Genomic DNA, 19,972 nt, shown 5'->3' on the forward strand with positions numbered 1-19,972 from the left:
CGGCGCTGATGTCATTTCACCGCCTGCGTGCCGCTGCGCAGCATGGCATGCTTGCTGTTCAGCTGTGCTCAACCGGCCAGGAGATCGTCGTGACATACCCCCGTTTCCGTTTTGCCTCCCTTCTTTGCGCCTTGCTGGTCCTGGCCGGGCCGGCTGGCGCGCGCGAGATCGGGCTGCTCAACGTGAGCTACGACCCCACCCGCGAGTTCTACCGTGACTACAACGCCGCCTTCGCCGCGCAGTGGAAACAGCAGCACCCGCAGGACACGGTGACCGTGGAAACCTCGCACGGCGGCTCTGGCAAGCAGGCGCGCGCGGTGATCGATGGCATCGAGGCCGACGTGGTGACCCTGGCGCTGGCCTACGACGTGGATGCCATCGCGCAGAAGGCCAAGCTGATCGATGCCGATTGGGAAAAGCGCCTGCCCGACAACAGTGCGCCGTATACCTCGACCATCGTGTTCCTGGTGCGCAAGGGCAACCCGAAGAACATCCACGACTGGCCGGACCTGCTGCGGTCTGGCGTGGCGGTGGTGACGCCTAACCCGAAGACCTCCGGAGGCGCGCGCTGGAACTATCTGGCCGCCTGGGCGTACGCCGACCACATCTTCAAGGGCGACCGCCAGCGCATCCTGCGCTACATGCAGGCGCTGTTCCGCAACGTGCCGGTGCTGGATACCGGCGCACGCGGTGCCACCACGACGTTCGTGCAGCGCGGCATCGGCGATGTGCTGCTGGCCTGGGAAAACGAAGCGCTGCTGGCGCGCGAGGAACTGGGCAAGGACAAGTTCGAGATCGTGGTGCCGAAGTTGTCGATCCTGGCCGAGCCGTCGGTGGCGCTGGTGGACAAGAACGTTGACAAGCATGGCACCCGCGAGGTGGCCGAAGCCTACCTGCGCGATCTGTATGCGCCTGAAGGGCAGAAGCTGGCAGCCAAGCATTTCTATCGCCCGCGGCATCCCGAATTTGCCGACCCGGCCGACATGGCGCGGTTTCCGGACATCAAGCTGGTGACCATCCAGCAGGCGTTCGGCTCATGGGAGAAGGCGCAGCAGGAGCACTTCGCCGACGGTGGCGTGTTCGACCAGATCCAGGCCAACAAGTAGGCGATGTCGATGTCGGTTGCACCCCACCCAGCGCCGTCATCGCGCCGACGCGTGATGCCGGGGCTGGGCCTGAGTCTGGGCATCACCCTGACCTGGCTTGGCCTGATCGTGTTGATCCCGCTGCTGGGCATCTTCATCAAGACCAGCGGTCTGGGCTGGGAGGGCCTGTGGCGTGTATGGAGCGAGCCGCGCGTGCTGTCGGCGCTGCGGGTGAGCTTCGGCACCGCGTTTGCGGCCGGTGCCTTCAACGCGGTGATGGGCACCTGGGTGGCCTGGGTCTTCGTGCGTTACAGGTTCCCGGGCAAGCGCTTTTTCGATGCGGTGATCGATCTGCCGTTCGCGTTGCCCACCGCGGTGGCCGGCATTGCGCTGACCGCGCTGTACGGCGGCAACGGGTGGGTGGGGCGCTGGCTGGAGGCGATCGGGATCAAGGTGGCTTACACGCAGCTGGGCATCGTGCTGGCGTTGGTTTTTGTGGGCCTGCCTTTCGTGGTGCGGGTGGTGCAGCCGGTACTGGCAGAGAGCGATCGTGAAATGGAGGCTGCCGCCGCCACGTTGGGTGCCTCGCGCTGGCAGACGGTATGGCGGGTGGTGCTGCCGGGGCTGTGGCCAGCGGTCCTGACCGGGTTTGCGCTGGCATTTGCGCGCGGCGTGGGGGAGTACGGCTCGGTGATCTTCATTGCCGGCAACCTGCCCAATTCCACCGAGATCGCCCCGCTGCTGATCACCATCCGGCTGGAAGAATTCGACTACGCCGGCGCCACTGCCATTGCCGCGGCCATGTTGTTGCTGTCGTTCGTGATCTTGCTGGTGGTCAATACGCTGCAGGCACGGCTGCTGCGCTATCAACGGAGGCCCGTATGAACGATGCCGTTTCATCGCTGCCTTCCATGTTGCCTACCCACGCCATGACCAAGCAGGCGCGCCGCATCAGCGATTCGGCCACCAATGAGCCGCGCTGGGTGCAATGGCTGATGATCCTGGGGGCCGTGCTCTTTCTGCTGGCGTTCTTGCTGCTGCCGCTGGTGCTGGTGTTCGCCGAGGCATTGCGTGGCGGTTGGGAAACCTTCCTGCGTGCGGTGGTCGACCCGGACGCGTTGTCGGCGATCAAGCTGACCTTGCTGGTGACGGCGATCGTGCTGCCGTTGAATCTGGTATTCGGCGTGGCCGCGGCGTGGGCCATCAGCAAGCATCAGTTCTGGGGCAAACGTCTGCTGGTCAGCCTGATCGACCTGCCGTTTTCGGTGTCGCCGGTGGTGGCAGGCTTGATCTTCGTACTGATCTTCGGCCGCAGCGGCTGGGCCTGGCCGCTGATCGACGAAGGCTGGCATGTGCAGCTGCCGGTGCTGGGCGAGTTGGTAATTCAGCTGCCGCGGATCGTGTTCGCGTTGCCGGGCATCGTGCTGGCGACCACGTTCGTGACATTCCCCTTCATCGCGCGCGAACTGATGCCGCTGATGGAGCAGCAGGGCAGCGACGAGGAACTGGCGGCACTGAGCCTGGGCGCGAACGGCTGGCAGATGTTCTGGCGGGTGACGTTGCCCAATATCCGTTGGGGCCTGCTGTATGGCGTGCTGCTGTGTGCGGCGCGCGCGATGGGCGAATTCGGGGCGGTGTCGGTGGTGTCCGGGCATATCCGTGGACGCACCAATACGCTGCCGCTGCATGTGGAAATTCTCTACAACGAATATGCCTACAGCGCCGCATTTGCCTGCGCGTCGCTGCTGGCACTGACCGCGCTGCTGACGTTGGCGCTGAAGACGTATCTGGAATGGCGACACGGCGATTCGCTGGCCGCCAACCACCGCCATTGAGGTGACCATGGGCATCCGCATTCACCGCCTGCGCAAGCAGTTCGAGACCTTTACCGCGCTGGACGACATCAATCTGGAAGTGCGCCAGGGCGAGTTGCTGGCCTTGCTTGGGCCCTCCGGCTCGGGCAAGACCACGCTGCTGCGGATCATGGCCGGGCTGGAGCATGCCGATGGCGGCCAGGTGCTGTTCGGCGATGAAGATGCCACCCGCATGAGCGTGCAATCGCGCCGGGTCGGCTTCGTGTTCCAGCACTACGCATTGTTCAAGCATATGGACGTGTTCGAGAACATCGCGTTCGGCTTGCGCGTGCGCCGCGGCAACGCGCGTTGGGCCGAAGCGCGCATCCGTGCGCGCGTGGAGGAATTGCTGGCGCTGGTGCAGCTGCAGGGCCTGGAGCAGCGTTATCCCACCCAGCTCTCCGGCGGCCAGCGGCAGCGCGTGGCGCTGGCGCGCGCGCTGGCGATCGAACCGCGCGTGCTGTTGCTGGACGAGCCATTCGGGGCGCTGGATGCGCAGGTGCGCCGCGACCTGCGCCGTTGGCTGCGCGAGTTGCACGAACGTACCGGCCTGACCACCGTCTTCGTCACCCATGACCAGGAAGAAGCCCTGGAACTGGCCGACCGCGTGGCCATCCTCAACCGCGGCCGCATCGAGCAACTCGACACGCCGGCCATGATCTACGACAAGCCGGCCTCGCCATTCGTGTATTCGTTCGTGGGTGCGGTGAACCGTATCCCCGGGGTGCTGGCGCAGGGGCAGATCCAGGTGGCTGGGCACGCACTTCCCCTGCCCAATGCCGCGCTGGCTGCAGGGCCGGTGGAGGTATATGTGCGGCCGGAAGATCTGGTGCCCGACGAGGCGGGCTGGCCGGCGACGGTGGCGTGGTCGCAGCGCAGCGGCCCACGCCTGCGGCTGCGCGCAACGCTGGAACCGGCGGGCAACGAAGTGGAGGTGGAACTGCCGGCCTCTGCCGGTAGCTTTCAGCCAGGGCAGCAAGTGCGCTTGGCAGCACGGCAGTACGGGATATTTCCCGCGTAAGCGGGCGCCGGCTGAGATCGCAGGGCGCGGGAATGGATGAGCGAGGCGCGTTTCGCCTTTGCTGCGACCAATTCCCACCGCCCGATTTCAACCCCGAACATCAAGATTCGGCGCAAGCGGTCGATGACATCGACACCTGATTCGCGCATGGGCTCTTGAGTGTGTGCGCTGGATCAAGCGAACGCGACTTTCATGTTGCGCTGCAATGACAGTTGGACTAATAAGTCCTTGCAGCCTCGCTTCGCGCCATCCCACCGTTCATCGCTCCAGGAGATGCCCATGAAGTCGTCCCCGCTCGCTTGTTGTCTTTCGTTACTCCTGTTGGGCGTTGCACCGCTTGCGCAGGCGCAGGACGAAGATGCGTCTACATCGCCGTTCAGCGGCACCTTCGCGGTGACCAGCGATTACCTGTTCCGCGGTATTTCGCAGACAAATGAAGAGCCTGCGTTTCAGGCCGGTTTGACCTACAAGACGCCATTCGGGTTGTACCTGGGGACCTGGTCGTCCAACGTCGATTTCGGCGCCGGCGACCCGGATTGGGAAGTGGATGGTTTCGTCGGCTACAACACCGACCTGGGCACCCACTGGAACTTCGACGTCATGATCAACCGTTACCAGTATCTGGGAGCGGGCGCATCCAACTACGCCGAGTTGATCACCAAGACCACGTTCCTGAAGACCTATAGCGTGACGGTCGCCTACACCGACGATCTGTACGGCAGCAAGACCGATGGCTATTACTACGCCTTCGATGCCAACTGGACGTTGCCGTACGACTTTACGCTCGGCGCGCACGCAGGGCACAGCGTCTACACCTCGTCGCTGAGTCAGGTGGACCACGACTACAACGATTTCGGCGTCAACGTCGGCAAGACGTTCGGCCCGCTGGGTTTGAGCGTGGGTTATTACGACACCAGCAAAGCCGCCGAATTCGGCTTCGGTCGTCAGAATTCGCAGAACCATCTGGTGGCAACGGCGACCGTCACCTGGCCGTGATGGCGACTGATTGAAGCGACTCTGACAACGTGCAGAGTCGTCGTCATGCGGGAAGCGTCGACGCACTGGGTTGTCTGCCTCTGCGTCCAAACCAGGTCAAGACTCGAGGCTTGGCTGGTTCGATTCTTGAATGACTGCAGCTTGTGGATCGATCACGTGTGGAGCTGCCGATCGGCGGACCGTCTGCAGGGTCCTTGCCCGCCCACCATCGCGCAGCACGCGGCACGTGCGTCCGTGCAAGCTCCGTGGCGTTGTCCATGCCGCCACGGGTCCCGCGACGGTGAGCGGGCAAGGACCAGTTGAGCTGGTCGGTGCGTCGAGTTCCAAGGAGGCATTCAGTAGACGATCTGCCGCGGTGTGTTCGTTCTTCAATGAATCCACCAGCAACTATCCGGCGCGGTGTCCTTGCCGATTGCGGGACCGTTGGCGGCATGGATGCCGCCATCGCGCCTACATGGACGTACTTGCGGCGTGTCCCGCGAGCGGCGAGGGCACCGCGCAATCGGCCCACTAGGCGTTTATCCAGACCCTAGCCGACCCCGCGTTGCTTGAGACGCTTCGCCAGCTCCTGAAAATCGCTCGCAGCATTTGTCAGCAAGCGCATGTCTTAAAAACGCAAAAGGCGCCTCGCGGGGCCTTTCGCAGATCTGCAGTGTCAGCCGATCAATTCCAGCTCAGCACGACCTTGCCGGCCTTGCCTTCTTCCATCAGGTCGAAGCCCTTCTGGAAATCGTCGATCGGCAGCTGATGGGTCAGCACCTTGTGCAGCGGAAAACCCGACAGCACCAGCTGCGTCATCTTGTACCAGGTCTCGTACATCTTGCGGCCGTAGATGCCCTGCACGGTGAGGCCCTTGAAGATGATCTTGTCCCAGTCGCAACCGGCGCCACGCGGCATGATGCCGAGCATGGCGATCTTGCCGCCGTGGTACATGCAATCGAGCATATCGTTGAACGCACGTGGGTTGCCGCTCATTTCCAGGCCCACGTCGAAGCCTTCCATGTGCAGGTCGGCCATGACGTCCTTGAGCGAGGTCTTGGAGACGTTGACCACGCGCGTGGCCCCCATGTCGGCAGCCAGCTTGAGGCGGAAATCGTTGACGTCGGTGACCACCACATTGCGCGCACCGATGTGCTTGCAGATGCCGGCGGCAATGATGCCGATCGGGCCGGCGCCGGTGATCAGCACGTCCTCGCCGATGACGTCGAATTCCAGCGCGCAGTGCGCGGCGTTGCCGTAGGGGTCGAAGAACGCGGCAAGCTCGGACGGAATCTGGTCCGGGATCGGCCACAGGTTGCTGGCCGGCATCACCATGTATTCGGCGAAAGCGCCGTTGACGTTGACACCGATCCCGACCGTGTTGGGGCACAGGTGCGGACGGCCGCCACGGCAGTTGCGGCAATGGCCGCACACGATGTGGCCTTCGGCCGACACCCGCTGGCCGACCTGATAGCCGGTCACAGCCGAACCGAGCTCGGCCACGCGGCCGACGAATTCATGACCGATGGTCAGGCCCGGCCTGATCGTGCGCTGGCTCCACTCGTCCCACAGGTAGATGTGCAGGTCGGTGCCGCAAATGGCGGTCTTTTCCAGCTTGATCAGCACCTCGTTGGGGCCGGGCGTCGGCACTGGCACCTGTTCCAGCCAGATGCCCTTGTTCGCTTCGCGCTTGACCAGCGCCTTCATCGTCTGCGCCATCTGGCGGAACCTGCTGAGTGAAAGTAAGCCGGCGATTATAGGCGTCGCGGCCTGTATGCCATGCGGCGGTGCGGGAATGGACGTGATGCCGCCCTGGATCCACGGTGGGGTGGGGCAGGGCCGGTCCGGCCCGTGCCCGTTGCGAAGAAGCTGGCACCTAGGCGCAGGATGAGAGCCACGCTCCAGACCTGCCGCCGCCTGCCAGGGCTAGCGCGTTGGCCAAACGGCAGGCGTGCGTCATCGGCGCCAGCACCGCTCCAATGCTTGTCAGCCGCGCCTAGAACTTCACATCCAGGCTCATGAAGTACTGCCGCGGTGCGCCGACCACCATGGTCTGGTTGTAGCCATCCGGATCGGAGGCGACATAGCCGTTGGTGCCGGTGCTGGCGAAGTAGCGCTTGTCGGTGAGATTGCTGATGTTGAGCGCCAGCGCCACATCGGCCACCCCGCCGACACGGCCGAAGTCGTAACGTGCCCCGGCATTGAACAGCCAGTAGGACGGCACCTGCGAATCGTTGAGGAAGGTGATGTAGCGCTTGTCCACGTACTTGCCGTCCAGATCCAGGCGCAGGTTGCCGATCTGGTAGCTGGCGCTGGAAGAGAACATCAACGCCGGGATGCCCACCACGTCCTTGCCGGAGGTGGCGACCACGCCGTTGTTGAGGTAATCGTCCTGGTAACGCGAGCGATTCCACGACAACGAGTTCAACCAGCTCACTCCTTCGGTCGGGCGCCACATCAGTGCCAGATCCGCGCCGGCGCTGTGCACCGCACCGACGTTGCTCAGGATCGAGGCGCAGGTCTGCACCGCGGTGCACGGCGAGGTGGTCAGCAGGCGGTTGGAGAACTTGGTGAAATAGGCGTCGGCCGAGAGCTGGAACTGCGCATCCTGCACGCGGTAACCCACCTGCACGGTCTGCGATTGTTCCGGTTCCAGCGTGGAGCGGCTGCGGTCGAACGCCGCCTGCGAGGTGGCGAACGGGGTGAAGCCGAACGCCGCGATGTTCTTGCTGTAGGACGCGTACAGGTCTTGGCGTTCGTCGAGCTTGTAGTTGATGCCCACTTGCGGCAGGAAATTATCTTCGGCGCGAATGCGGCCTTGCGCCAGTGCGGTGGTCGGCACCAGCGATTGTGCGCGCGTGGTGGTGCTGAGCGCCTTTGCGCCGTAGTTGAGGGTCAGACGGTCGTCGAGCAAGCGCACGGTGTCCTGTAGATACAGCATGCGGGTCTGGGTGGTGTAGCGCTGCAGGAAGTCGCGACGGAACGGGGTCTGTGCCTCGTATACGTTGTACAGCGAGGTGTAACCTTCGTTACCAAGCGCGAAGTAATTGCGGCCCTGCGTGGTGCGCGCGTTTTCTGCCCATGCGCCCACTTCCAGATCGTGATTGCCCCACGACCATTTCAGTGCGCTGGTCCCGCCGAAGCGATCGAGGCCGTAGTCGGTGGTGCGCATCGACAGCGGCATCTGCGCGGAGGTGGGCACATACGGTGTCACCCATTGGCCTTCGCCACGATTGCCGTGGTAATAGCCGCTGGCATCGAGCGTGGCACCGCCGAAGACAAACGTGCCCGACAAGCCCGCCAGGTTGTCGCGACGCAGTCCGCCGCCGGCGTAATAGCTGGCGTCGAGCCAGCTGTAGTCGCTGGGCAGACCGGCAAGCGATTGCGGGTAGCCGTTGGCCACGCCGCTGGTGGCCCCGGTGTTCTGGTAGGCGCGCGCCATCTGCACGGCAGTGGCCCAATCCGGTTGCAGGTAATCGTAGTCCCAGCCGAGCGCGCGCTGGCTGGTCAACGACAGATCCATGTAGTCGTATTCCTTGCGCCGCGAGGTATCGACGAACAGGCTCAGGCGGTTGCCGTCGCCCCACTGGTACACCGTCTTGAGATTGGCCTGTTCGGATGTCTGATCGCCATAGCCCTTCCATTTGTCGGTGCTGGCATTGGCATACGACAGATACGCCGACAACCCATCGCGATCGCCGGTGTCGGCGCGCACGAAGGTGCGGCGCGTTGCATCGCTGCCCACTGTCTGCACCGACCGTGCGCCAGGCGTGGTCTGCGGGTCGGCCGAGTAGAACTGCATGGTGCCGCCGAGATTGGTGTTGGACGCAGTGCCTAGTGCACCGGCGCCTTGCGCAATTTCCACCGAACCGAGGTTTTCCGAAATGATGGCGCGCGTAATGTGCAGGCCATTGGTCACGCCATAGCTCATGTTGCCCAGTGGAATGCCGTCGAGCGTGTAACCCAGGCGGCTTTGGTCGAAGCCATGCAGGGTCACCTGCGTGGACCATTCGTAGGTGCCGAATGGATCGGCGGACTGGAACTGCACGCCAGGCAGTTTTTCCACTGCCTTGAATGCGCTGCTGCCGGGCGTCAGCTGCTCGATGTCCTGCTGGCTGATGCGTTGCACCTGGCGCGTGCTGCCTTGCGACACCACATTGATTGCATCCAGTTGCGTTGCATTGGCGGCGTCGGCCACAGGTGTCGCTGCCTCCGCTGCCGGAGCAACGGCAACCGGCTCAGCCGGCGACGCGGCCTGCGAAACGACGGGAAGCAGCGTTGCCAGGGCAAGCGCCAGCGGTGTGACATGAAAGCGACGAGCGGAAGTCATGGGGGAGTCCTGTTCGGCCACGGCTGAGGGCGGACGCACGGTGCAAAGCCGGCGTTTCGCGACGCAGGGTGTCAACGGCTCATGAAACATTGATGACGATCGCTGTCGCAAAACTGTCGCGCTCGCCCGCTATACGTGTCGTGTCCAACCGCGCTGCGCGGTGAAAAAAGCACCATTTTTTGCAGGTTCTGCCGCCATGACCTCTTCCTCTTCCTCTTCGCGTCGCGATTTCCTCAAGCGCGTCGCTGCGCTCACTGCTGCCGGCGCCTTGCCGTCTTCGATCGGCCGTGCGCTCGCGCTGCCGGCCAACGCGCGGACCGGCACGTTGCGCGATCTCGAACATGTGGTGATCCTGATGCAGGAAAACCGCTCGTTCGATCATTATTTCGGCGCGCTACGTGGCGTGCGTGGCTTTGGCGATCCGCGCGCGCTGCAACTGCGCGATGGCCATCCGGTATGGAGTCAACCCACGTCCGATGGACGACGCTTGCTGCCGTTCGCGTTCGATTCGCAAAATACCTGCGCGCCCTTGATCAAGAGCCTGGATCATTCCTGGAAGGCCGGTCACGGGCAGGACCCGGCACGCTGGGCCGAATACGATGCGTGGGTGCCGTACAAGGGGGAATTGACGATGGGATACTTCCAGCGTCACGACATCCCGTACTACCACGCGCTGGCCGACGCGTTCACCATCTGCGACGGCTATTACTGCTCGCTGCACGGGCCGACCAATCCCAATCGCATGTATCTGTTCACCGGTACCAGCGGCCCAAGCGTGGGCAACGTCGGCGCGCAGGCGGTGACCAATGCCGACGATGGCAACTGGACCGCCGACATGGCGCGCGACAAGCCCGGCTACGCTGCACTGCAGTGGACCACGTACGCGCAGCGTTTGCAGGCTGCCGGCGTGGACTGGCGCGTGTATCAGGAATACGACAACTTCGGCTGCAACTCGCTGGCATACTTCTCGCACTATCGCGATCTACGCACCGACGACGAACGGTACCGGCGTGCACGTGCGTGCGTGCCCGGGTCCACCGCGGACAATGCCGCCACCACCCAGGCCGAGCATCTGGTCGCCGCGATCGCTGCCGATGTGCAGGCCAATCGCCTGCCGCAGGTGTCGTGGGTCATCCCGCCCACCGCGTACTGCGAACATCCCGAAGCGCCGCCTGCCTATGGCGAGTCGCTGGTGGCGCGTCTGATCGATGCGCTCACCGCCAATCCCGAGGTGTGGGCCAAGACGGCACTGATCATCAATTACGACGAGAACGACGGCTTCTTCGATCACGTGCCCGCGCCGTTGCCGGCAGTGGACGCACGCATGGGGCGCAGCAATGTCGACACGCGTGGCGAGGTCTACGATGGCGTGCCGATCGGCCTGGGCATTCGCGTGCCGATGCTGGTGATCTCGCCGTGGACACGTGGTGGCTGGGTCAACTCGCAGGTGTTCGATCACACCTCGGTCCTGCGTCTGCTGGAACGCCGCTTCGCGGTGGCCGAGCCGAACATCAGCCCATGGCGGCGTGCGGTCAGTGGCGATCTCACCAGCGTGTTCGACTTCCGCAAACCGGACGATTCGGCGTTGAGCGCATTGCCGTCGGTCGAGGACTATCGCGCACGTACCGCTGCCGTGCGCGACAAACCGCTACCGTCGGTGCCTGCCGCCGCAGCGATGCCGCGGCAGGAACCGGGGCAACGGCCAGCGCGCGCATTGCCGTATGCCTTGCAGGTGCATGCACGCGTGCAGGAGGGCGCCCCCGTGCAGTTGCAGTTCGTCAACAGCGGCGCGGCGGCCGCGGCGTTCAACGTCTACAGCAGCGCGGCCAGTGGCGGCCCCTGGTATTACACGGTGCTGCCCGGCACGCAGCTGGAGGATGCGCCGGTCGGGGCCACGCACGCGGGTGCATACGCCTTGCGCGTGCACGGGCCGAATGGCTTCTTGCGCGAGTTCGCCGGGCAGGTGCCAAGTGCCTCTGCGCCATCGGCCGCGCCATGGGTGGAGGCGCGGCAGGAGGGCGACGCCTTGGTGCTGGAAATCGGCAATGCCGGGCAGCGCGCCTGCACCGTGCAGCTGCGTGCGCTGGACTACGCGGACCCAGATGCGCGCACCTTGCCGCTGGCCGCAGGTCAGCGCGAGACCATTCGCCTGGCGCTTGCCGCCAGCGATCACTGGTACGACCTGGTGGTGGAACAGCCGGGCAGCGCGTTCCGCCGCCGGCTGGCCGGGCATCTGGAAACCGGCAGGCCCAGCCGCAGCGACCCCGCGTTCGGCCGCGCCTAGGCGGGCGCCCGGCCGCGGTAGCTGCAGGCGAACCGCGGGCGCCTGCTGCGCGGCACACGTGCGCGCGTGGGGAAAGGGCGCGCGCCGATCCTGTCATCGGCCGTGGGTTTGCCAGCAGACGTTGGCGTTACACTGTAACGACAATAACCCTTGGGGCTGTCGATGCGTCCGAACCTGTTCGCTGTTTCCGTGCTGGCCACGCTGGCTGTCGTTTCGTCTGCACAGGCGGGCGAGGGGATGTGGGTTCCACAACAGCTGCCCGAGATCGCCGGGCCCCTCCAGCAAGCAGGCTTGCGGCTTTCGCCGCAGCAGCTGGCCGACCTGACCGGCGATCCGATGGGCGCCGTGGTCGCCCTGGGTGGTTGCACCGCCAGCTTCGTCTCGCCGCAGGGTCTGGTCGTCACCAACCACCACTGTGCCTATGGCGCGATCCAGCTCAACTCCACCGCGCAAAAGAACCTGATCAAGGACGGGTTCAACGCTGTACGTCCCCCCGACGAGCTCAGCGCAGGTCCCAGTGCGCGTATCTACGTGCTTGATGCCATTACCGACGTCACGGCACCGGCAAGGGCAGCGATGGCCACTGCAGGCGACGATGCGCTCAAGCGCACGCTGGCCCTGGAGGATTTCAGCAAGCAACAGATCGCGTCCTGCGAAGCGCAGCCCGGTTACCGCTGCCAGTTCTTCAGTTTTGCCGGGGGCAACGCCTACCGGTTGTTCAAGAACCTGGAGATCAAGGATGTGCGCCTGGTCTATGCACCGCCCGGCAGCGTGGGCAAGTTCGGCGGCGACATCGACAACTGGATGTGGCCGCGCCACACCGGCGATTTCTCGTTCTATCGCGCCTATGTCGGCAAGGACGGCACGCCTGCTGCCTACGCCAAGGACAATGTGCCCTATCAGCCCAAGCACTTCCTGAAGTTCGCCGACCAGCCGCTGGGCGCTGGCGACTTCGTGATGGTGGCCGGCTATCCGGGCCGCACCAATCGCTACGCGCTGGCTGCCGAATTCGACAACACCGCCAGCTGGACCTACCCGGTGGTCGGCCAGCAATTGAAGGACGTGATCGGCCTGATCGAACAGGCAGGCAAGCAGGATCCCGACATCCAGGTGAAATATGCCAGCACCGTCGCCAGCCTCAATAACTCCGCCAAGAACTTCGACGGGCAACTTGAAGGTTTCAAGCGCATCAATGCGCAGGCCACCAAGCAGGCCGACGAAGCGGCCGTGCTGGCCTGGCTCAAGGGGCGGGGTGCGAGCGGGCGTAATGCGCTTGCCGCGCACGACACCTTGGTCAAGCTGCTCAAGCAGACCCAGGCCACGCAACAGCGCGACTTCGTGCTGCGCCAGTTCGACTCCACCGGCACGGTGGGTGCCGCGGTGACGCTGTACCGGCTGGCGCTGGAGCGTGCCAAGCCCAATGCGCAACGCGAATCCGGGTACCAGGACCGCGACCTGCCGTCGATCGAAGCGACGATGAAGCAGATGGAGCGCCGTTACGTGCCGGCCATGGATCGTCAGCTGCAGCAGTACTGGCTCAGCCAGTACCTGAAGCTGCAGGCCAACCAGCGCATCGCCGCGCTGGACCAGTGGTTGGGCGGTCGCGATGCGGCGGCCGTGCAGGCGGCCGTGGGCAAGCTCGATGGCACGGCGTTGGGGAGCACGCAAGCGCGGCTGACGTGGCTCGCCGCCGACCGGGCCGCCTTCGAAGCCAGCACCGACCCGGCGATCCAGTACGCCGTGGCGGTGACACCGGCCCTGTTGCAGATCGAGCGCGAGGACAAACTGCGTACCGGCGAGCAGCTCAAGGCGCGGCCGGTGTATCTGCAAGCCCTGGCCGACTACAGGAAGAGCCGGGGCGAATCGGTCTATCCGGATGCCAACCTGTCGCTGCGCATCACCTTCGGCAACGTCAAGGGCTACGCCCCGAAAGATGGCGTGGCCTACACACCGTTCACCACGCTGGAAGGGGTGGTCGCCAAGGAGACCGGCGCCGATCCGTTCGATTCGCCCAAGGCCCTGCTGGATGCGGTCAAGGCCAAGCGCTACGCCGGGCTGGAGGACAAACGCCTGGGCTCGGTGCCGGTCAATTTCCTGTCTGACCTGGACATCACCGGCGGCAACTCCGGTTCGCCGGTGATGGACGCGCAAGGCAAGCTGGTCGGCCTGGCATTCGACGGAAATTGGGAGTCGGTGAGCAGCAACTGGATCTTCGACCCGGCAATGACCCGCATGATTGCCGTGGACAGCCGCTATCTGCGCTGGATCATGACCGAGGTCGCTCCGGCGCCACAGCTGTTGAAGGAGCTAGGCGTGCGCTGACGCGGCGCCGGTGCGGCAGGGGTTATCATGCGGTCCCGTTTTCGCTGCGGCGAGCGGGCCCCTCCCCCAAGGAACTCCCAGCGCATGCGCATCCTGCTTGCTCGTCACGGCGAGACGCCGTGGAACGCCGAAGGCCGTTACCAGGGCCAGATCGATATTCCGCTTTCGCCGGTTGGCGAAGGCCAGGCGCGCGCATTGGGCGAACGGCTGCACACGCTGCAGATCGACCGCGCGGTGGCATCGCCGTTGTCGCGTGCTCAGGCCACTGCCAAGGCCGCGCTGGGCGCGTCGCGTCAAGCGCTGCTGCAGACCGATGCCGACCTGCAGGAAATTGCGCACGGCGAGTGGGAGGGCCTGCTGGCCAGCGAGATCAACGACAAGGATCCCGCACGTCTGCGCGCCTGGCGCGAAGAGCCCGATACCGTGTTGATGCCGGGTGGCGAATCGCTGCGTCAGGTGCTCGATCGCAGTTGGCGCGGCCTGGTGCGTGCCACCGATGGGCTGGGCGCGCACGAAACCTTGCTGGTGGTTGCGCACGATGCGGTCAATCGCGTGATCCTGTGCAAGATCCTGGGCCTGCCGTTGTCCAAGCTATGGAGCTTCCGCCAGGCCCCGACCACGCTGAACCTGCTCGAAGGCGATGACGTGGAGCATCTCGAAGTGGTGCGCCTCAACGACTGTGCGCATCACACACCGTTCTTTGGTGAGGCAAAGCATCGGGCGTTGTAAGGCGAGGCAAGGACGCTGGATCACCAATGACACGCCATGTCGTTGCAGGTGCCAAAATGCCGAACGTCGTTGATACACGCTTGCAGGTTTGGGTGAGTTGGTGGAACAGGCCTCGGTGCGGTTGCGTAGTCAACGCTCCGTGTCGGGGCTGCGTCTTGGGGTGATCGCTAAACGTCCTGGGATGCGCTGGTGACGGCGTTCGCACCATGCGCGATCAACCGAGCTGCGTCGTACTAACCAAGCACGCGCGATACATCCAACACCGACGTGGCGTGCGTTGCGCAAGCGCAAATGGCGATAATGTGCCCCTCTCTGCGCAGCCCTCCCCATGAACGCAACCGACTCCCTCTCCGCCTGGCTCGCCTATATCGAGCAGCAGCATCCCAGTGCCATTGCGATGGGCCTGGAGCGTGTGCGCGCGGTTGCGGCGCGGTTGCAGCTTGCCGCGCCGGCCACGCATGTCATCGTCGTGGGTGGGACCAATGGCAAGGGCTCGACGGTGGCCTTCATCGAGGCGATCGGGCGTGCTGCCGGCTGGAAGGTGGGGGCCTACACATCGCCGCATCTGCTGCGCTACAACGAGCGCGTGCGCATCGATGGCGAAGAGGCCAGCGACGCGCAGCTGGTCGACGCGTTTGCAGCGGTCGAAGCAGCACGCGGCGACACCGCGTTGACCTATTTCGAGTTCGGTACGCTGGCGGCGCTGTGGTTGTTTCAGCAGTCGGCGCTGGAGTTGGCGGTGCTGGAAATCGGCCTTGGCGGGCGCCTGGATGCGGTCAACATCGTCGATTCGGATGTGGCGGTGATCACCACGGTCGATCTCGACCACACCGACTGGCTGGGCGAGGACCGCGAGGCCATCGGCGCCGAGAAGGCCGGGATTATCCGCGCCTGGAAGCCGGTGGTGCTGGGCGAGATCGACCCGCCGTCCAGCGTGCTGCGTCGCGCCTACCAGCTGGGTGCCAATGCCATCCGTGCCGGCAGCGATTATTTCTTCGAGCCGATCGACACACCGCACGCCGAGAGCCCGCAACCAGACGCGCCGCGCTGGCGCTGGCGCGATGTGGCAGTGACGTTGGAACTACCGATGCCGGCACTGCGTGCGCCAGTGCAGCTGGCCAACGCGGCTGCCGCGATCGCCGCGTTGCAGGCATTGCCGGTGGAAGTGCCCGACGCGGCCTGGGCGCAGGGCATCGGCAACGCGCAAGTGGCCGGGCGACTGCAGCGGCTTGAGGCCGACGGCGTGCAGGTATTGCTGGATGTCGGACACAACCCGCAGGCCGCACGCGCGCTGGCCGCCGCGCTCGGTACGCAGGCGCATGCCGGCCGCACCTATGCGATCTACGCCGCATTGGTCGACAAGGATGTGCTGGGCGTGGTGGAGGCAGTGGCTGGGCAGATCGACCACTGGGCGCTGGCGGGGCTGGAAGGCGCGCGCGGCCAGTCGGCGCAGGCATTGCAGGCCCGTCTGCAAGGCAGTGCCGCCGCGCAGGCGCCGTGTCATCGCGATGTTGCCAGTGCAGTGCGCGCGGTTCTGGACACGGCTAGCCCCGGCGACCGCGTGCTGGTGTTCGGCTCGTTTCACACCGTGGCCGACGCGCTCGACGCACTTCATTCAGCCCGCTGAGGTCGTCGGGGTGGCGCCGGCCTTATAATCGCCGCGGCACCCCGCCACGCCGCCTCTCGTCTCTTCCGTGGATACTGCTCTGAAACAGCGACTGATTGGCGCCATCGTTCTGGTGGCGCTTGCCGTGATCTTCCTGCCGATGCTGGTCAAGGGCCCCGCGCCGTCGAGCGGTGTGGCCGATGTACCGCTCGAGGCGCCCGCAGCGCCCGCCAATGGCGAGTTCGAAACCCGCGAATTGCCGCTGGTCACCCCGGGCAATGCGCCGGCCGGTGGGGCGCTAGGCATGGCCGGCGCACCGGCGCCGGTGCAGAACAACCCCAATGCCGCCGATCTGGCCGCTCCGTCCAGCACGCCCTCGGCTCCGGAAGTGGCTGCCGGCAACTACGCAGTGAATTTTGGTGCATACGCCACCAGCGCCGACGCCGACGCGGTGATTGCGCGGCTCAAGCAGGCGCAATTGCCCGGCTTCAGCGAAAAGACCCAGATCAACGGCCGCCCCGCCTGGCGCGTGCGCGTGGGGCCGTATGCCGACCAGGCGCAGGCCGAATCGGCCCGGCTGCAGGCAGTGAAGGTACGCAGCGACGTCAACGCCCAGGTGGTGACGTTGGACGCCAACGCCGCCGCGCCGGCGCCTGTCGCCAGCGCACCGGCGCCTGCGCCTGCCGTCAAACCCGGCAGCAGCGTCGCCGCCGCCAGCACCACCGCACCGACAAAGACCGAAAGCCTGCCGCCGGAGCCCGCCAAACCGGTGGCCGCCGCGCCCAAGCCGGCCGAGGTGGCCAAGCCCGTGCCGGCCAAGCCTGAGGTCACCAAGCCCGCCCCCGCCAAGCCCGAGCTTGCCGCCAAGCCTGAGCCCGCCAAGCCGGTGGCCACCGCGCCGGCAGCGCCTGCGGCCAGTGCGGTCGGGTTTGCAGTGCAGCTGGGCGCGTTCGGTCGTGCCGAAGATGCCGATGCCTTGCGCGACCGCGTGCGCGCCGCCGGCTTCAGTGCCTTCGTCGAACAGGTGCGGACCGACAAGGGCGCGTTGAACCGCGTGCGCGTCGGCCCGGTCGCCAATCGCAGCGATGCCGAACAGTTGCGTGCCCAGTTGGCAGCCAAGGTCGGTATCTCCGGCATGGTACGTCCGCATCCGTAACCGCCATGCCGGCCGCAAGCAAACGCGGCCGCCGCGCAGGTGGCAGCCGCTCGTACACTGCACTGCCGGCGGACCGTCACGTGTCTGCCAACTGCCTGCACTGCGCGCCTGCAGCTGCTGGATTTTCCAACGCCTCGCACCCATGGAGGGGAGGGCAATGACGACCGAGCCCAATTGCATTCACGGCGCGCGCGCCACGCGGAGAGGTTGCCCATGATCGACATGGTGCTGGGCGTCATCATTCTGGTGTCGGCCCTGTTGGGCTTGTTGCGCGGCTTTGTGGCCATCGTGGTGGGTACGTTGTCATGGTTGCTGGCCGGCTGGGCCACCTTCATGTTCGGCGGCGCGGCCGCGCGCTGGCTGGCCGATGGCAAGCACCCGTCTGCGACCGAATCGTTCGGCGGCTACGCCATGGTGTTCGTCGGTGTGCTGATCAGCGTGGCGGTGATTGGCATGGTGATCCGCGCGGGCGTGGATGCGATCAAGCTCGGCGGCACCGACCGCATGCTCGGGTTCGGCCTGGGCGTGGTGCGCGGTGCGTTTCTGGCCAGCGTGCTGGTGCTGCTGATGGGCTTCACCCCGCTGCTGCGCGAGCCGGCATGGCGCCAGTCGGTGCTGCTGCCCATGCTGCAGCCGGGCGCGGGCTGGATGCGGGCACAACTGCCGGCCTGGCGAATGCCATCGATGGAGATGCCATCAATGGAACTCGGCAACTTGCCCACGGAGTTGGGGAAGTTGCCTTCGGCAGGCGATAATACGGACCTGGGCAAGGCACTTGGCGGTTCCGGGCTGAGCGACACCATCACCCGTGCGCTTGGCAACCCCGGCAAGACGGCTGGCGACGGACGTGATCCGACGCAGGCGATGCCGGCCAACATCGATCCGGCGCAGGTTCGCGGCGGAGAAAGCGACCCGGCTCGGGTCGAATCCCAAGGCCAGGCACGGCCACCTTCACAGTAACGGCGCAAGCCGAAGCGGAGAACGCGCACCATGTGTGGCATCGTCGGTATTGTCGGCAACCAGAACGTCGCCGGGCAGCTATATGACGGCCTGACCGTCCTGCAGCATCGTGGGCAGGACGCCGCGGGCATCGCGACCGCAGATGGCACGCGCCTGCGCGTGCAGAAGGCCAACGGCCTGGTGCGCGACGTCTTCGACGAAAAGAAGATGGCGGTGCTGGAAGGGCGCGTCGGCATCGCCCATTGCCGCTACCCGACCGCAGGCTCGGAAGGCATGGACGAGGCGCAGCCGTTCTACGTCAATTCGCCCTACGGCATCGCGCTGGCGCACAACGGCAACCTGATCAACACCGAGGCCTTGCGCCAGCAGGTGTTCGAAGCCGACCGCCGCAACATCAATACCGATTCGGACAGCGAAGTGCTGTTGAACGTGTTCGCCTACGAGCTGGACGCGCAGCGCATGCTCACCCCTGAAGCGGCGATCCGCGCGGTGGCCGGCGTGCACCGCCGTTGCAAGGGCGGTTATGCGGTGGTCAGCGTGGTGCTGGGCCTGGGCCTGGTGGCGTTCCGCGACCCGCACGGCATCCGCCCGCTGGTGCTGGGCAAGCGCGAACACGCCGAAGGCACCGAATACATCGTGTCCTCCGAGTCGGCAGCGCTGGATATCCTCGGCTACCAGCGGATGCGCGATGTGCGCCCGGGCGAAGCGCTGGTGATCACCGCGCGCGGCGAGCTGTTCTCGGAAGTCTGCGCCGCGCCGACCAACAACGCGCCGTGCATTTTCGAGTACGTGTATTTCGCGCGCCCCGATTCGATGATCGACAACATCTCGGTGCACAAGGCGCGCATGCGCATGGGCCTGAAGCTGGGCGAAAAGATCCTGCGCCTGCGACCGGACCATGACATCGACACCATCATTCCGATCCCGGACACCTCGCGCGATGTGGCGCTGGAGATGTCCAACGTGCTCGGCGTGAAGTACCGCGAGGGCTTCGTCAAGAATCGCTACGTGGGCCGCACCTTCATCATGCCGGGGCAGGGCGAACGGCAGAAATCGGTGCGCCGCAAGCTCAATCCGATCCATCTGGAATTCCGTAACCGTGTGGTGCTGCTGGTGGACGATTCCATCGTGCGCGGCACCACCAGCCGGCAGATCGTGCAGATGGCGCGCGATGCCGGTGCGCGCAAGGTGTACCTGGCCTCGGCCGCGCCGCCGGTGCGTTACCCCAACATCTACGGCATCGACATGCCGGCGGCCGAAGAGCTCATCGCACATGGCCGCAGCGAGCTGGAAATCCAGGAGTTTCTGGGCTGCGACTGGCTGATCTACCAGGATCTGGAAGACCTGGAAGTGGCAGTGCGCGAGGGCAACCCGGACATCAAGCAGTTCGATTCCTCGTGCTTCAACGGCGAATACATCACCGGCATCGAGCCGGGGTATTTCGAACGCATCCAGCAGCTGCGCTCGGACGATGCCAAGAAGCGTCGCCGCGCCTGAGTCACCGAACCAGGGCGGCCGATTGGCCGCGCTGGTTGGCGTGCGGAGAGGGTCGGCGAGGTGCGGCAAACAAAACACCGCAGCTATCGACACGCTCGATGAAGCGCGCCTGCGCAACGGGCAGCTACCTGCGGCCGAACATGTGCAAGCGCAG

Annotated in this window: 14 protein-coding genes; 12 read left to right on the forward strand and 2 right to left on the reverse strand. The window is 65.3% G+C overall.

Annotated elements, in window-relative coordinates; all coding sequences use genetic code 11:
* Positions 1 to 8: 8 nt before the first annotated feature.
* The 5 genes from ACDH77_RS04905 (at position 9) to ACDH77_RS04925 (ending at position 4,955) form a co-directional block, all read left to right on the forward strand.
* The gene (locus tag ACDH77_RS04905) at positions 9 to 1,106 is read left to right on the forward strand and encodes a sulfate ABC transporter substrate-binding protein (protein ID WP_014089499.1); all 1,098 of its coding nucleotides are present in this window, start codon (positions 9 to 11) and stop codon (positions 1,104 to 1,106) included.
* 3 nt (positions 1,107 to 1,109) lie between these two features.
* A complete protein-coding gene (gene cysT / locus ACDH77_RS04910) occupies positions 1,110 to 1,970 on the forward strand; it encodes a sulfate ABC transporter permease subunit CysT (RefSeq protein WP_011346559.1) in 861 nt (286 codons plus the stop codon).
* Positions 1,967 to 2,920: a sulfate ABC transporter permease subunit CysW gene (cysW, locus tag ACDH77_RS04915; protein ID WP_011346560.1), complete on the forward strand. Its 954-nt coding sequence runs from the start codon at positions 1,967 to 1,969 to the stop codon at positions 2,918 to 2,920. Before cysT ends, cysW begins: the two co-directional genes overlap by 4 nt.
* A gap of 7 nt (positions 2,921 to 2,927) precedes the next feature.
* Positions 2,928 to 3,959 (forward strand): sulfate/molybdate ABC transporter ATP-binding protein, encoded by a 1,032-nt coding sequence (locus ACDH77_RS04920; RefSeq protein WP_008571641.1) that lies wholly within the window; start codon positions 2,928 to 2,930, stop codon positions 3,957 to 3,959.
* Positions 3,960 to 4,238: 279 nt separating this feature from the next.
* Positions 4,239 to 4,955, forward strand: a complete 717-nt coding sequence (locus ACDH77_RS04925; protein ID WP_011346562.1) for a TorF family putative porin — start codon at positions 4,239 to 4,241, stop codon at positions 4,953 to 4,955.
* 663 nt (positions 4,956 to 5,618) lie between these two features.
* On the opposite strand, the gene tdh is transcribed toward ACDH77_RS04925, so the two are convergent.
* Positions 5,619 to 6,653 (reverse strand): L-threonine 3-dehydrogenase, encoded by a 1,035-nt coding sequence (gene tdh, locus ACDH77_RS04930; protein ID WP_008571638.1) that lies wholly within the window; start codon positions 6,651 to 6,653, stop codon positions 5,619 to 5,621.
* A 277-nt stretch (positions 6,654 to 6,930) separates the two neighbouring features.
* Positions 6,931 to 9,354: a TonB-dependent receptor gene (locus ACDH77_RS04935; RefSeq protein ID WP_218488778.1), complete on the reverse strand. Its 2,424-nt coding sequence runs from the start codon at positions 9,352 to 9,354 to the stop codon at positions 6,931 to 6,933.
* Positions 9,355 to 9,460: 106 nt separating this feature from the next.
* Here ACDH77_RS04935 and ACDH77_RS04940 point away from each other — a divergent pair, with 106 nt between their 5' ends.
* The 7 genes from ACDH77_RS04940 (at position 9,461) to purF (ending at position 19,818) form a co-directional block, all read left to right on the forward strand.
* Positions 9,461 to 11,548 (forward strand): phosphocholine-specific phospholipase C, encoded by a 2,088-nt coding sequence (locus ACDH77_RS04940; protein ID WP_218488777.1) that lies wholly within the window; start codon positions 9,461 to 9,463, stop codon positions 11,546 to 11,548.
* A gap of 237 nt (positions 11,549 to 11,785) precedes the next feature.
* Positions 11,786 to 13,870, forward strand: a complete 2,085-nt coding sequence (locus tag ACDH77_RS04945) for a S46 family peptidase (RefSeq protein ID WP_372353887.1) — start codon at positions 11,786 to 11,788, stop codon at positions 13,868 to 13,870.
* Positions 13,871 to 13,954: 84 nt separating this feature from the next.
* Entirely contained in the window at positions 13,955 to 14,599 is a 645-nt protein-coding gene (locus ACDH77_RS04950; protein ID WP_031421310.1) for a histidine phosphatase family protein, read from the forward strand.
* A gap of 328 nt (positions 14,600 to 14,927) precedes the next feature.
* The gene (gene folC / locus ACDH77_RS04955) at positions 14,928 to 16,226 is read left to right on the forward strand and encodes a bifunctional tetrahydrofolate synthase/dihydrofolate synthase (RefSeq protein ID WP_071118834.1); all 1,299 of its coding nucleotides are present in this window, start codon (positions 14,928 to 14,930) and stop codon (positions 16,224 to 16,226) included.
* Between the two features lie 67 nt (positions 16,227 to 16,293).
* A complete protein-coding gene (locus ACDH77_RS04960) occupies positions 16,294 to 17,361 on the forward strand; it encodes an SPOR domain-containing protein (protein WP_372353750.1) in 1,068 nt (355 codons plus the stop codon).
* Between the two features lie 213 nt (positions 17,362 to 17,574).
* Complete coding sequence (locus ACDH77_RS04965) at positions 17,575 to 18,321, forward strand: CvpA family protein (RefSeq protein ID WP_372353751.1); 747 nt, start codon at positions 17,575 to 17,577, stop codon at positions 18,319 to 18,321.
* Between the two features lie 30 nt (positions 18,322 to 18,351).
* The gene (gene purF / locus ACDH77_RS04970) at positions 18,352 to 19,818 is read left to right on the forward strand and encodes an amidophosphoribosyltransferase (RefSeq protein WP_008571628.1); all 1,467 of its coding nucleotides are present in this window, start codon (positions 18,352 to 18,354) and stop codon (positions 19,816 to 19,818) included.
* The last annotated feature ends 154 nt before the right edge of the window (positions 19,819 to 19,972 follow it).

This window comes from Xanthomonas axonopodis pv. maculifoliigardeniae, from assembly GCF_041519315.1.
Classification (GTDB): domain Bacteria; phylum Pseudomonadota; class Gammaproteobacteria; order Xanthomonadales; family Xanthomonadaceae; genus Xanthomonas; species Xanthomonas euvesicatoria.

Coding starts and splice junctions, on each gene's coding strand:
- ACDH77_RS04905 (WP_014089499.1), top strand. CDS start 9: ATGTCATTTCACCGCCTGCGTGCCGCTGCGCAGCATGGCATGCTTGCT.
- cysT (WP_011346559.1), top strand. CDS start 1,110: ATGTCGATGTCGGTTGCACCCCACCCAGCGCCGTCATCGCGCCGACGC.
- cysW (WP_011346560.1), top strand. CDS start 1,967: ATGAACGATGCCGTTTCATCGCTGCCTTCCATGTTGCCTACCCACGCC.
- ACDH77_RS04920 (WP_008571641.1), top strand. CDS start 2,928: ATGGGCATCCGCATTCACCGCCTGCGCAAGCAGTTCGAGACCTTTACC.
- ACDH77_RS04925 (WP_011346562.1), top strand. CDS start 4,239: ATGAAGTCGTCCCCGCTCGCTTGTTGTCTTTCGTTACTCCTGTTGGGC.
- tdh (WP_008571638.1), bottom strand. CDS start 6,653: ATGGCGCAGACGATGAAGGCGCTGGTCAAGCGCGAAGCGAACAAGGGC.
- ACDH77_RS04935 (WP_218488778.1), bottom strand. CDS start 9,354: ATGTTTCATGAGCCGTTGACACCCTGCGTCGCGAAACGCCGGCTTTGC.
- ACDH77_RS04940 (WP_218488777.1), top strand. CDS start 9,461: ATGACCTCTTCCTCTTCCTCTTCGCGTCGCGATTTCCTCAAGCGCGTC.
- ACDH77_RS04945 (WP_372353887.1), top strand. CDS start 11,786: ATGTGGGTTCCACAACAGCTGCCCGAGATCGCCGGGCCCCTCCAGCAA.
- ACDH77_RS04950 (WP_031421310.1), top strand. CDS start 13,955: ATGCGCATCCTGCTTGCTCGTCACGGCGAGACGCCGTGGAACGCCGAA.
- folC (WP_071118834.1), top strand. CDS start 14,928: ATGAACGCAACCGACTCCCTCTCCGCCTGGCTCGCCTATATCGAGCAG.
- ACDH77_RS04965 (WP_372353751.1), top strand. CDS start 17,575: ATGATCGACATGGTGCTGGGCGTCATCATTCTGGTGTCGGCCCTGTTG.
- purF (WP_008571628.1), top strand. CDS start 18,352: ATGTGTGGCATCGTCGGTATTGTCGGCAACCAGAACGTCGCCGGGCAG.